We start from the raw sequence: 12306 nt of genomic DNA on the forward strand, positions 1-12306 counted from the left end.
ACGAGGAGTGAGGGGCTAACTCAGGAGCCTGCCACTGGAACCGCGGACCACCAGTTCAGTCTCAACGCTGACGGCCCCGGCAGGCGGCTCGTGACCAAGCAACAGATCAAGGAGAATAGTGACTGCCCGGGTACCGCATTCCCGCAGCGGGGAACGCACCGTGGTCAGTGCTGGGGTGGTGAAATCCGCCCCGAAAATGTCGTCGAACCCAACAATGCTGATCTGGTCCGGAACCTGCATCCCGCCTGCCTGCAACTCCTGCATCAAGCCGATGGCAATGAGGTCGTTGTAGGTGATGACGGCGGTGGCCCCGCTGTCCAGCACGTCGCGCGCAACCTTCCTGCCGCCGTCGACCGTTGGTTTGCTCGACTCCAGGCGGACGGCCGTCAGTTTGGACCATTCCGCTGCGGCCTTGACGCCCTCCCAACGCCGGGCCGTCATCCAGGATTGGGGCGGGCCGGCAACGTAGGCAAGCTGCTCGTGGCCGTTCGCGGCGAGGCTCCGCACTGCCTCGCTGATGCCCTTGTTGACGTCGGGGACCACACAGGGAACGCCTTCGATGTCGCGGTTGACCACGACGACCGGCTTGTCGCCGGCCAGCGAACGGATGTTGTCGTCGTCCATGCGGGGGCTGGCCAGGATGAGCCCGTCGACGGTAGCGAGCAGCCGCCTGGCCGCCGTGACTTCGGTTTCGGGCGACTCGGACGACTCCGCGAGGACGAGCGTGTAATCCCGGGCCGCGCCCGTGGTTTCGGCGCCACGGATGATGTCGAAGAACGTGGGGTTGGTGATGTCCGCGACGATCAGGCCAATGGTCTGCGTACGGCCGGTTGGCAGCGCCCGGGCGAAGGGGTTCACCTGGTAGTTCAGCTGTTCGGCCGCGTCCTCGATGATCTTTTGCGTCTTGGCGCTGACCCTGCCCGGCTTGCTGAGGGCGCGGGAAACTGTGGAGGGGTTGACTCCCGCGAGCTTGGCGATGTCGTAAATGGTGGGCGAAGACTTCTCACCCCGGCCGCGCTTGGAGGAGGCAGTGGAGGTTCCGGCGTTCGTCGCTTCAGTCACGGGTCCATCGTAGTGCCGCTTGGCAACAAAAAGCTGGACGGTTGCCAAACGCTCTCTCACGGACTCCCCCTCTAACGCCAACGCTCTCTCACGGATTCCCCCTCTAACGCCAACGCTCTCTCACTTTCGTAGGGAAAGTGAGAGAGCGCCGGCCGTGAAGGGCGATTTGGTGAGAGAGCGTCGGAGGGGTGGGTGTCGGGAGAGGGGTGGGTTAGGCGCGTTCGGGGAACTTGCCTTCTTCCGCGACGCGCTTGTTCAGTTCCTGCAGGAACTCGTCCTCGTCGAAGTCCAGGGAGACTTCCTTGCCGGTCCAGCTGGAGAGGTGGATGGCATTGGCCAGGCGGACGCCGTTGATGCCGTCGGAGCCCGGAGCCAGCAGCGGAGTTCCATCCAGGATGTTTGCGGCGAAGTTCTCCAGGACGCCCGCGTGCTGGCCGCCCCAGACGGACTCGAACTCGATGACCTCGGTGGAGTAGAGCTCCTCCCGGTTCAGCTGGCCCATGAAAAGCTTGCGGACATCGTCCATGCCCATGGAATCGCTGATCTCACGCTCGGGCTTGACCAGCCGCGTCACAGTGGCCACCTTGCTGCCTTCCACCACGATCTTGCCCTGGTCGCCGAGGATTTCGAACCTGTCGGTTCCCACGATGTCGTGGGTGGCGGTTACGAAAACGCCCGTGGCGCCGTCGCCATAATCGACGACGGCGGTGACCTCGTCTTCGACGGCGATGTCCCGGCGGAAGCCGTACGCCACCTTCGAGTAGACAGACTTGGGGACACCGCAGATCCACTGCCACAAGTCCAGCTGGTGCGGTGCCTGGTTGACCAGGACGCCGCCGCCTTCGCCGCCCCACGTGGCGCGCCATTCACTGGAGTTGTAGTAGCCCTGCGGCCGCCACCAGTTGGTGATGATCCAGTTGGTGCGGCGGATGCTGCCGATCTCGCCGCCGTCGACGATTTCCTTGAGCTTCTTGTAGAGCGGGTTGTTCCGTTGGTTGAACATGATCCCGAAGGTCAGCTCCGGCCTGGTGGCAGCGTACTCGTTGAGTTCCTTGACCTGCTTGGTGTAGACGCCGGCAGGCTTCTCCACGAGGGCGTGAATGTCCCGCTTCAGGGACTCAATGCCCATCTCAGGGTGGAGGTAGTGCGGAACGCACGTGACCGCGGCATCAACGGAACCGCTTTCCAGCAGGGCGATGTAGTCGTCGAAGAACGGTGCCTCCGGGTAGAGGGAAGCCGCCAGTTCCTTCTTCGCCGGATCAGTGTCGCAGATGGCGCCGATTTCCATGTTCGGGACCATGCCGTCCTTGATGAACTTGGCGTAGGCGCCGCCCTGCTGGCCCAGGCCGATGATGCCGAGGCGTACTTTCTTGCTCATGAAATCAATCTCCGTCCGTTGAAGAATCTAGAAAAGGTCGCTGTGGCCCATGGCCACCAGGTTGTCGTGGGAGGTCTGGAGGGCGTCCCACACCGTGCGCCCGTAGAGTTCGTCCTGCTCCACGAGGAGGTACTGCGCCCCGGCCTCAATGGCGGCGGGCACAATGGACGGGAAGTCGAGATTGCCTTCGCCCACCTCGGCGAACTGGACGACGTTCTTGAACTCGGCCATGAACCCGGCAAAATCGCCCTGTTCCAGGAGCCCGAAAGACGACTCGGGCATCTGCCCGATCCGGTAGTCCTTCAAGTGCACCATGGCAGTCTTTCCCGCGTACTTTTGCAGCGTCCGGACCGGGTCCAGACCCCCGCGCTGGACCCAGTGCACGTCGATTTCCATGCCCATGGCCGGCGAATTGTCGGCGATGATGTCCAGCATGTATTTGCCGTCGAACTTCGCGAACTCCACGTGGTGGTTGTGGTAGTACAGGCTGATGCCGTGCTCCTGCAGCCGCTCGGCGTAGCCGTTGGCTGTCTTGGCGAAGTCCACCACGGCGTCCAGGGACTTCATGGCGGGGAAGGGCAGCATGCCGATGCGCAGCAGCTTGGAGTCCAGGCCCTTGGCGTCGTCCACGATCTTCTCGAAGTCGTCCGCCAGGGACTCAACGGGGAAGCCCTTGCGGCCTTCCACCGCTACCGACAAAGCAGCAATGTCCATGCCCAACTCAGTCCGGGCACGCCCCAGTTCGTCCACGTTCTCGGGGGTCATGGGGATCTGGGAGACCTCCACCGCGTTGTAGCCGATTGCGCTGACCTTGCGCAGGGTCTCGAACGCTCCCACTTCGGCGAAGCTCTCCTTGAGCATCATCGCCTGTACGCCTATCTTGGCCACTGTTTTCCTCCGTGGTTCTCCGGCCCGCTAAGGCCCTGTTGATGTGTTGGCAAGACGCGGCAGCTACGCCGCGGCGCCAGCCTGTTCGGTCTGTTGGCGCTGCTGCTCGAGCAGGCGGTGGCGGTCTGCGCGGCGTTGTTCCTGGCGGTCCGGGTCGGGCACCGGCGAAGCCAACAACAACCGTTGTGTATAGGGATGTTCAGGGTCCCGGGTGACGGTCTCCGCAGGTCCCTGCTCCACGATTTCCCCGCGGTACATGACGGCGACGCGGTGGCTGATGTGCCGCACCACGTCGAGGTCGTGGGAGACGAACAGGTAGGACACCCCGGTGTCCTTCTGGATCTGCAGGAACAGGTCCAGCACGCGGGCCTGCGTGGACAGGTCCAGTGCGCTGACGGGCTCGTCGCAGACGATCAGCTTGGGAGAGAGCGCCAAAGCCCGGGCAATCGCCACACGCTGGCGCTGGCCGCCGCTGAACTCCCGCGGGAGCCGGTGGATCGCGTCCGAGGGCAAGCCCACTTGGTCCAGCAGCTCGCGCACGCGCTTCTTCGCTTCTCCCGCGGCCATGCCCTGCACGCCGAGCGGCTCGGCCAGGATGTCGCCGATCTCGAGGGCCGGGTTGAGCGAGGTATACGGGTCCTGGAAGACCACCTGCAGGTCCCGGCTCAGCGTGCGGCGTTCCCTGCGGGAGGCGTTGCTGATGTCGTTTCCCTCGAAAATGACCTTCCCGGCCGTCACCGGAGCCAGGCCGAGCACGGCCCGGCCAAGGGTGGTCTTGCCCGATCCGGACTCCCCCACCAGCCCCAGGGTTTCCCCTTGGCCGATGGTGATGTTGATGTCCGTCAGCGCCCGGAAAGGCTTGGCACGGAATCTCTTGCTGGGATACTCCACCACCAGGTTTTCCACGGACAGCAGCGGGGCTTCCTGACGCGAAACGGTGCTCATGCCACCGGCTCCTTCTCTGCTACGCGGCCCGCACCGGAATCTGCGTCTGAAACGGGCCCTTCCGGCGGGGAAACAAGCATGGTCATGGGCGTCTTACCTTCAAGCATGGACCCCAGCAGGGTCTGGGTGTACTTCTCTTTCGGGTTCCGGAGGATGTCCCGGACAGTCCCTTCCTCCACGAGCCGGCCGTTCTGCATCACGGCCACGCGGTCGCAGAGGTCGGCGACAACACCGAAGTTGTGTGTCACCAGGATGACGCCGATGTTCAAGCGCTGCTGCAGCTCGCGCAGCAGGTCCAGCACGTCGGCCTGCACGGTAACGTCCAGGGCTGTGGTGGGCTCGTCGGCGATCACCAGGTCCGGCTCGCAGCTGATCGCTCCGGCGATCAGCACCCGCTGGGCCATGCCGCCGGAAACTTCGTGCGGATAGGCGGCGAACGTCCGCTCCGGGTTGACGATCCCGACGTCGGTCAGCAGCTTCAGCGCGCGGGTCCGGGCCTCCGCTTTGGAGATGCCCAGGACGCGGACCATGGGCGTGACCAGCTGGTAACCGATGGTGAACGCCGGGTCCAGGTTGCTCATGGGTTCCTGGGGAATGTAGGAGATCCGCTTGCCGCGCAGCTTGGACAGCCGTTCCTGGCTGACGCGGTCCTCGCCCGGGGCCACGGTGTAGTTGCCGTCGAACTGGATGGAACCGGCCACGATCCGTGCGTTGTCCGGCAGCAGGCCCAGGATGGAGAAGGCGGTCTGGGACTTGCCCGAACCCGACTCCCCCACGATGCCCAGGATTTCGCCGCGGTCCACGTGGAAGGACACGTCGTCCACCACTTTCTTAATGGAACCATCCGCCTGCGGATAGCCGACGCCGAGGTTGGTCACCTTGACCAGGTGGTGTTCGGTTCCAAGCTCGACGGCGGCAACCGACTTACGCGACGGGCGCGCCTTGGCGGGTTCCGCCGTCGTGCTGGCGCCGACTGTGCCCGAAGCAGGGGTGCGCTTCTTGCGGTGCTTGATCTTCTCGCCGTCTTCCAGGGCGTCGCGGATGGCGTTGCCCAGCAGGACGAGGCCGCCGATGGTGAGGGCCATGGCGAGGGCCGGCCACAGGAGGAGCGTGGGCGTCAGGTAGACGTTCTTGAAGCCCTCGGAGAGCATGACGCCCCACGTTGCCTTGGTGGGATCGCCGAGGCCCAGGAATTCAATGCCGGATTGGATGGCGATGGCAACACCGGCGATTGCGGCTGTCTGGATGATGATGGGCGCGCGCACCACGGAGAAGATGTGGCGGGCAACAATCCGGATGTCGGAGAGGCCGGAAACGCGGGCCGCGTCGACGTACAACTCATTGCGCACCGACTGGACAGCGGCACGGGTGAGCCTGAAGTAGGACGGGCTGATCAGGATGCCGAAAGCGATCATGGAGATCCACACCGACGGGCCGAACGCTGCACGGATGGTGAGCAGGACGATCAGGCCGGGCAGGCTCATGAGGATGCTGACCACCCAGTTGGACACGGCCTCGAACTTGCCGGCGTAGTAGCCGGCGATGAGTCCGGCCGGGAGGCCGATGGCGATGGCCACACCTGCACAGAGCAGCGCCGAAAGCAGGGTCAGTTGGGCGCCGAAGAGCAACCGGCTCCAGGTATCCCGTCCTGCGCTGTCGGTTCCCAGGATGTTGGTGGAGTCCGGGGCCGCGAGGGTCTTGCTGATGTTGGCGAAATTCTCTTCGAACGGAGCCAGCACAGGAGCGAAGATAGCCAGCAACGCGATGGTTGTCAGGATGACGAGGGCCGCGATGCCCAGGGGGTTCTTGATGAGCCGGCGCATCACGGTGGAACGGACCACGGTGCCGCTTTGGCCTGTTGCGGGGTTGGCCGCAAGGTCTGCTGTTGAATCTATGGAATCGCTCATGACACACGCACTTTCGGGTTGAGCCAACCATTGAGGATGTCCACCAGGAGGTTCACCACGATGACCACCACCACGGTGTACATCACCACTCCCATGACGACGGGAAGGTCAGTCTGGCCGGTCGCTGCCACGGCCAACGGACCCATGCCCGGAAGGGCGAAGATTTGCTCGATGATCACCACGCCGCCCAGCATGCCGATCAACTGCAGGCTCAGGACCGTCAAACCGGCGGGGGCAGCGCTGCGCAGGACGTGCTTGAACAGGATCTCCCGCTCGCCGATGCCACGGCTGCGAAGCGTGCGGACGTAGTCGCGTTCAAGCTGCTTGATGACGGCGCTGCGGATCTGTTGGGCACCGCCGGTCACGCCGTTGATCAGGAGGGCGATGACCGGCAAGGTCATCGAGACGATCCACGCTTCAGGCCCTACCTCGGGCGAGATGGTGCTGGTAGCGGGGAACATGCCCAGCTGGATGGCCAGGATGGTAACCAGGAACACGCCGATCACATACCCCGGAATGGAGTCACCAATGATCGCGCCAATCTGGACCACCCTGTCCACCCAGCCGCGCTTCACGGCTGCGGCAACACCAATCAGTGCTGCGCAGAGGGCGATCAGGATCATTGCTGCGAAAACCATGGTCATGGTTACCGGAATCCGGGTGGCCAGGGAGTTGGCTACCGGCTCCGAGGTGAACCACGAGGCGCCGAGGTTTCCGTTCAAGGCATCACCCAACCAGGCGAAGTAGCGGGTGAAGAGGGGCTGGTCCAGACCCAGTTCGTGTTCCTTCGCGGCGACTTGTTCAGGGGTTGCCTGGTCGCCCAGGATGTTTTGCGCAATGCTTCCGCTGGCGGTGTACAGGAGGGTGAAGGTGAGCAGTGAAACCACCAGCAGCACCACCACCCCGCTGCCCAGCCTCTTCGCAATGAACTTGATCATGGGTTCCTACTTGGCAGGCGAGTAGTTGTAGATGGAAGGAACGGCCTGCTGGGCCTGCGGAACCACGTTCACCTTGTCGTTGTGGTAATACATCTGGTTCACGCGGAACAGCGGAGCGAACCAGGCCTGCTCAACCACGTACTTGTTGACTTCCTTGGCCTTTTCGCCAGCTGCGTCACCGGCAGTGCGCACGGCCTGGATCTTGGCATCGAGTTCGGGAGTGGCGGTCTTGAACGGGTTGTACAGGGCCTTGGTGGACACGATCTGGTCGATGGCAACCGTGGGCTCGCCCTGGAACAGGTTGAAGTAGAGGGCGCTGTACTTCTGCGCAGCTACATCGGCGGTGAAGGTGTTGGTGATGGCAGCACCCGGGTTCAGGGTGATACCCACATCGGCGAGCTGCTGCTTGAGGACGGAGATCAGGGTCTCGGCACCGGGAAGGGTAGGTACGTCGATGCTGACCTTGCCTTCGAAGCCGGATTCCTTCAGGAGCTGCTTGGCCTTGGCGGGATCGTAGCTGTAGTAGTTCTCCAGCTCTTCGCTCCAGGCACCGCTGTCCTTGCCGAACGGCTGGGAGGTGGGTGTGCCCTGGCCGAGCATCACTTGGTCCAGGATGGTCTTGCGGTCGAAGGCGTAGTTGATGGCCTGACGGACCTTGACGTTGGCCAGCGCAGGGTTCTTGGTGCCGTCGCGGTCAAGAAGGAGCAATCCGGCCCAGTCCACCTGGTTGGTTTCGAGCTTCATCTTGGCGCCCTCGGCCTGCTTGCCGTTCTTGGGGTCAAGGAGCGTGGCATCGATCTGGCCGGAGACCAGCGCGTTGGTGCGGGCTGTGGGATCCAGCAGGACCTTGAGGGTCAGCTTCTTGTACTTCTGCAGGTCCTTGTTCCAGTACCCTTCGCGGGCGGTGAAGACCGTTTGGGAATCCTTGACGGAAGCTGCCTTATCCATCACGTACGGGCCGGAGCCGACGGGGACGGTCTTGATGGCGTCGGTGCCCAGTGCCTTGGGGCTGCCCATCAGGCCGGTGGCCTGGCTGAGGAAGAACTCGAGGGCCGGTTCGGGAGCGGTGAGGTTGATGTCGATGGTGTCAGCATCCACCACGGCAACGTCAGATACCGAGCTGAGTTGGGCCATCTGAGGACCGTTGGCCTTCTTGAAGTGGTCCAGGTTGGCCTTGGCCGCTTCCGCGTCGAACTTGGCCCCGTCGCTGAACGTGACGTCCGTGCGGAGGTCCACGGTGAGCTTGGTGTTGGTGTCGTTGTACTTCCACGCGGTGGCCAGCATGGGGCTCAGCTTGCCGTCCGGTTCGCGAAGGATCAGGGAGTCATACGCTGCCTGGTATGGCTGCAGCGCGTGGCCCACGTGGGCCTGGGCCGGGTCCCACGAGGTAAGGTCGCGGAGGGTTCCCAACGTGAGTGCCGTGACGGTGGTTCCGCCGGCGTTCGAACCTGCGCCGGCTCCACCGCCGCCGCAGGCCGTGAGCGCGAGAGAGGCACTCAGTACAAGGGCAGCTGCTGCCGCCTTGGGACCTAACTTCATTGTCGGCTCCTAAAGAGTCTTGCCTGATGCGAACGGGATCGGATCAGAGCTTAGAAGGTGTGGCCTGGGCCACATATTTCTGGGGTGTGGGATTTACAGTACGGTCTTTGGCCGCTTTTGGCAACCGATTGTCAAAAGTTTCTAAAGTTGTTGCCATGCGTGCTTCCGGAGTCAAAGCGCGAACACCCAAGTAGGTCGCAGTTGTGCGCGTTTTGAGGGCTCATAACGTGCACAAATGCGACCTACTTGGGTGCGTCAGGCGGGAGAGTCAGCCCACCCGGTCAAGCATTTCCGGGTAGCTCTGGGCATAGACGTCCTTCACGATCCGCAGCGACTTCGCCGCCTCGGCCGGGCTGATCCAGAACGGCTCCGGATGGTTGAGCCTGGCATAGAAGTCCCGGATCAGCAGCTCATGGGAAACGCCCCAATAAGCCCGGCCTCCGGACTCCAAGGCACGCTCGGGAATCACGTCCACTCTGCCGTCGGCGTACGTGACGGTCAGCTCGCCCCGGAGGCTGAGGGTGGCGTTCTCCGTAACGATGTCCAGCGTCACGGGTGCGTTCACGGCATTGGCCAGCGTTGCGAAGAAGACGCTGCGGGCTCCGTTCTCGTGCTCGGCAACAAACTCGGCGGTGTCCTCCACCTCGATCACGCCGGCAAGCGCCCGGGTGGAAGCCCTGCCCTCAACTTTCGCTACGTCACCCACGAGCCACTGCAGCAGGTCCACGGTGTGGATGGCCTGGTTCATCATCAGCCCGCCACCACCTCCGGCCCACGTGCCACGCCACGGCCGGTCGCGGTAGTAGTCACCCGAACGGTGCCACATCACAGTGGCCGAGGCCCCGAGCACCCGGCCCAGCGTGCCGCCGTCGAGCAGTTCCCGCATGGCTTGCGACGTCGCGTTGTAGCGGTTCTGGAAACACACGGCGATCTTCGCAGTGCTCCGTTCCGCCACCTCGATCAGCCGACGCCCCTCTTCAAGAGTGTGCGCAAGCGGCTTTTCGACGATCACGCTGACGCCGGCCTCCAGGCAGTCGGCGGCAATCGAGGCGTGGAGGTGGTGCGGCGTGCAGATATGCACGACGTCGGGACGCACCTTTTCGAGCAGGTCGAGGTGGCTCGCGTACCCCGGGACGCCGTGGGCAGCTGCCGCCGCTTCCAGGCGTTCGGGATTGGTATCGCAGACCGCAACCAATTCGGCATCTGCCAAGGTTGCCAGCGCCGCGAAATGGACACTCGATACGTCACCGCAACCGATGACAGCCGCTGTTGGCATGTTCCTGCTCCTTCGAAGGAATGGGTTGGTTTTGGGCCTCCCTGGTGTGCGCGGCGCTGTTATGTGCCGCGCAGGCCAGAGGGTCCAGGTTGGCGGACGCCAAGGCTGGCGAGTGCGCCGGTTGCCGGACGCCCTGGGCTCAAGCCCGGCGGACGCCAAGGCTGGCGAGTGCGCCGGTTGCCGGACCCCTGGGCTCAGGCCAGACTGACGCCATTCTTGGCGGCCAGCCCGGCAAACGCCCGGGCAGCGACGCCGAAGGCTACCGGCCCGGAGAAGCCGCCGAGTTCGTGTGCCTGGGCCAGGTGCGGCTCCAGCGAGGCGAACCCGCCGAACCCGTCTGCGGCGAGTGCGGCGATGGTTTCTTCGAGTTCGCCATCACCCTCGCCGGAGGGCACCACCTCGCCCGTGGATGCCAGCGCATCCTTCACCTGGAAGTACTCGAGGTACGGGCGCAGGATGGCATAGCCCTGGCTGTAGGGCTTGACGCCCACCTGGACAAAGTTGGCGTTGTCCCAGGCAACCCGGAGCGCCGGCGAGTTCACGGCTTCCATGATGTCCAGGACACGCTCCGGGGTATCTCCGTAGATACCCTTTTCGTTTTCGTGGAGGAGGACAACGCCTTCCTTTTCGGCCACCTGCGCCAGGGCCGCCATCCGCTCGATCACGGCGTCGCGGATGCCTTCCTGGGTCTGGCCTTCGCCGCGGTAGAAGGAGAAAATCCGGACGTACGTGGTGTCCAGGCCCTTGGCCACGGAGATGATCTGCCGCAGCCGTTCCACTTCATGTTCCACGGGGAGGCTGACGTCGACTTTTCCGATCGGGCTGGCCACCGCCGAGACTTTCAGGCCCTTTTCGTCGAGGATGGCTTTGAGGCGCTCGACGTCGGCCGGCGCCAGTTCCGAGACGTTGGTCCCCCAGGCGCTGCGCACTTCGATATGGCTCGCGCCGAGTGCAAGGAGCACCGCAGCCTGGATGGTGGGGTCGGGGTCTACTTCATCGCCGAAACCTGACAGGCTCCACACGGCGCTGGGTTGAGTCACAAAATCTCCTTGATGTACCGGCGATACCTGATCGGAATGCGCGCGGTGATGCAGTTCACAGCGGGTCTTGTCCGTTTGAGTCTAGCTATCTTGGCACGTTATTGACAACCGATTGCCAAAAGTTTGCAAGTGTGGCACGGTTGATCCACACTGTGGCAGTGGTCACAGCAGGATTCCACGCTCACGGAATCCTTTGTTCAGAGAGGAACGCCCATGGCGACGCCACCCGTGGCAGCAGACCGTCCTGCCACCATCCATGACATTGCCGCGCTGTGCGGCGTCGCAGCGTCAACCGTCTCACGGGCACTGACCAATCCCGACCGCGTGAATATCCGCACCCGGCAGCGGATCCAGGCAGCCGCCGTCGAACTTAACTACACGCCGAACTCCCAGGCGAAGGCGCTGAGTTCCGGGAAGACCGGAGCCGTGGGCGTCCTGGTCCCGGATATCACCAACCCGTTCTACTTCGACCTCATCCGCGGGACGCAGCTCCAGCTCAAGGCCGCCGGTTACACGCAGCTCCTGGTGGACACCGAGGAGTCGGACGAGGTTGAGGCCAGCACCTTGGAGCAACTCCGGAAGAGCGCCGACGGGGTCATTGTTGCGGCGTCCAGGCTCAACGACTCCTCGCTTTCCGAGGCGGCGCTGCGGATGCCCATGGTCACCGTCAACCGGGACGTGGACGGCGTGCCGGCAGTCATCATCGATACGCCGTCGGCCATGACGCAGGCGCTTGACCACCTCATCTCACTTGGGCACACGTCGGTGGCCTACCTTTCGGGCCCCGTCGTCTCCCAATCAGGCTCCCGCCGCTGGGCCGTCCTGTCCGCAGCAGCGGAGGACCGCGGGATCGACCTGCGCCTCCTTGGCCCGTTCGCCCCGAAGACCCAATCCGGAGCAGCGGCCGCAGATGCCGCCGTCCACAGCGGCGTCACGGCGTGCATTGTCTTCAATGACCTCATTGCCATCGGGATGCTGCAACGCCTGCGCGAACGGGGCATCCGCGTGCCGGAAGACATGAGCATCGTAGGCTGCGACGACATCTTCGGTGCCGACTTCTGCAACCCGCCACTGACCACGTTGAGCTCACCGATTGAACAAGCCGGCCGGGTGGCGGTATCCATGCTGTTGGCCCAGCTCAATCCCCTGGCCGGCGGGGGCAGCCGGAGCCGTTCGGTCATGCCCACGCATCTCACGGTCCGCGGCTCCACCGGCCCGGCACCCAGCTCCACCCGCCCCGCCCCCAAGTAAGTCGCATTTGTGCGCGTTTTGAGCGCTCAAAACGCGCACTACTGCGACTTAGTTGGGCCGCGCGGGGCGATATGGTTGAGCG

At 63.9% G+C, this 12306-nt stretch carries 10 protein-coding genes; 1 reads left to right on the top strand and 9 read right to left on the bottom strand.

Going from position 1 to position 12306, the window contains the following annotated elements:
- Nucleotides 1-15 precede the first annotated feature (15 nt).
- From ACIQTZ_RS05140 to ACIQTZ_RS05180, 9 genes are all read right to left on the bottom strand, one after another.
- Nucleotides 16-1062 carry a LacI family DNA-binding transcriptional regulator gene (locus ACIQTZ_RS05140; protein WP_402978164.1) on the bottom strand — a complete coding sequence of 349 codons (1047 nt, stop codon included), beginning with the start codon at nucleotides 1060-1062 and terminating at the stop codon, nucleotides 16-18.
- A 211-nt stretch (nucleotides 1063-1273) separates the two neighbouring features.
- On the bottom strand, nucleotides 1274-2440 hold the full coding sequence (locus tag ACIQTZ_RS05145) for a Gfo/Idh/MocA family protein (RefSeq protein ID WP_402978167.1): 1167 nt from the start codon (nucleotides 2438-2440) through the stop codon (nucleotides 1274-1276).
- A gap of 27 nt (nucleotides 2441-2467) precedes the next feature.
- Nucleotides 2468-3328: a sugar phosphate isomerase/epimerase family protein gene (locus tag ACIQTZ_RS05150; protein WP_402978170.1), complete on the bottom strand. Its 861-nt coding sequence runs from the start codon at nucleotides 3326-3328 to the stop codon at nucleotides 2468-2470.
- Between the two features lie 63 nt (nucleotides 3329-3391).
- Nucleotides 3392-4273: an ATP-binding cassette domain-containing protein gene (locus tag ACIQTZ_RS05155; protein ID WP_402978173.1), complete on the bottom strand. Its 882-nt coding sequence runs from the start codon at nucleotides 4271-4273 to the stop codon at nucleotides 3392-3394.
- Complete coding sequence (locus tag ACIQTZ_RS05160; RefSeq protein WP_402978176.1) at nucleotides 4270-6180, bottom strand: dipeptide/oligopeptide/nickel ABC transporter permease/ATP-binding protein; 1911 nt, start codon at nucleotides 6178-6180, stop codon at nucleotides 4270-4272. The genes ACIQTZ_RS05155 and ACIQTZ_RS05160 overlap by 4 nt, the downstream gene beginning before the upstream one ends.
- The gene (locus tag ACIQTZ_RS05165; RefSeq protein WP_400337308.1) at nucleotides 6177-7118 is read right to left on the bottom strand and encodes an ABC transporter permease; all 942 of its coding nucleotides are present in this window, start codon (nucleotides 7116-7118) and stop codon (nucleotides 6177-6179) included. Before ACIQTZ_RS05165 ends, ACIQTZ_RS05160 begins: the two co-directional genes overlap by 4 nt.
- 6 nt (nucleotides 7119-7124) lie before the next feature.
- Nucleotides 7125-8657: an ABC transporter substrate-binding protein gene (locus tag ACIQTZ_RS05170; protein ID WP_402978179.1), complete on the bottom strand. Its 1533-nt coding sequence runs from the start codon at nucleotides 8655-8657 to the stop codon at nucleotides 7125-7127.
- Between the two features lie 268 nt (nucleotides 8658-8925).
- Nucleotides 8926-9933 (bottom strand): Gfo/Idh/MocA family protein, encoded by a 1008-nt coding sequence (locus ACIQTZ_RS05175; RefSeq protein WP_402978182.1) that lies wholly within the window; start codon nucleotides 9931-9933, stop codon nucleotides 8926-8928.
- Nucleotides 9934-10127: 194 nt separating this feature from the next.
- Nucleotides 10128-10973 (bottom strand): sugar phosphate isomerase/epimerase family protein, encoded by an 846-nt coding sequence (locus ACIQTZ_RS05180; RefSeq protein WP_402978185.1) that lies wholly within the window; start codon nucleotides 10971-10973, stop codon nucleotides 10128-10130.
- 213 nt (nucleotides 10974-11186) lie between these two features.
- Here ACIQTZ_RS05180 and ACIQTZ_RS05185 point away from each other — a divergent pair, with 213 nt between their 5' ends.
- Nucleotides 11187-12224: a LacI family DNA-binding transcriptional regulator gene (locus ACIQTZ_RS05185; protein ID WP_400337316.1), complete on the top strand. Its 1038-nt coding sequence runs from the start codon at nucleotides 11187-11189 to the stop codon at nucleotides 12222-12224.
- Nucleotides 12225-12306 lie beyond the last annotated feature (82 nt).

This window comes from Paenarthrobacter sp. NPDC090520 (genome assembly GCF_044769205.1).
GTDB lineage: Bacteria > Actinomycetota > Actinomycetes > Actinomycetales > Micrococcaceae > Arthrobacter.